The organism is Stenotrophomonas sp. P5_A9 (assembly GCF_056400525.1).
Genome location: NZ_JBFULC010000157.1, coordinates 1 through 500, shown reverse-complemented (window position 1 = coordinate 500; position 500 = coordinate 1). Strand labels below are relative to the sequence as shown.

Below are 500 nucleotides of genomic sequence, written 5' to 3'. Positions count from 1 at the left end.
CGCAGCGCCGCCGCGCGCAGTGCCGAGCCGCAGCGTGCGCTGGCCAGCCAGGCGCCGTTGGCACCGACCCTGCCGCCGGCTGCCGCCCATGCCACCGCGACGACCCGCCAGCTGCCGTTCGGTGACGTCGCGAGCCTGCAGGCCAGGCCGTGGCCGCGTTCCACCCTGGCCCCCGCCGGGGGTGCACTCAACGCCAGTTTCTCCACGCAGGAGCCGCAGGCCGCGTTCTATCCGTTCGAACCGCGGCTGCAGGAATCCGAACCGAGTGTGCCGACCCCACGCAGGCACCGCGACTGAGCGCCACCGCGTTTCCCTTCCCGATCTGTCCCGCGCCCGGCCCTTCGGCTGGAACGCTGCCCCTTTCCCCGCTTACTGACCCGGAGGCTCGAGTCTGATGACCCCACGCATGCGTACCCAGGCCATGACCCTGTTGGCCCTGACCCTGCCGCTGATGGCCTGCGCCCAGGCGCCGGCCCCGACCGCGGCTGCTGCCGCCGCAC

1 pseudogene is annotated in these 500 nt (G+C 73.6%); it reads left to right on the top strand.

Features of this window, described 5'->3' with window-relative positions:
- Positions 1 to 297: pseudogene (locus AC1DR7_RS20360) on the top strand (anti-sigma factor); the annotation flags it as partial.
- Between the last annotated feature and the right edge of the window lie 203 nt (positions 298 to 500).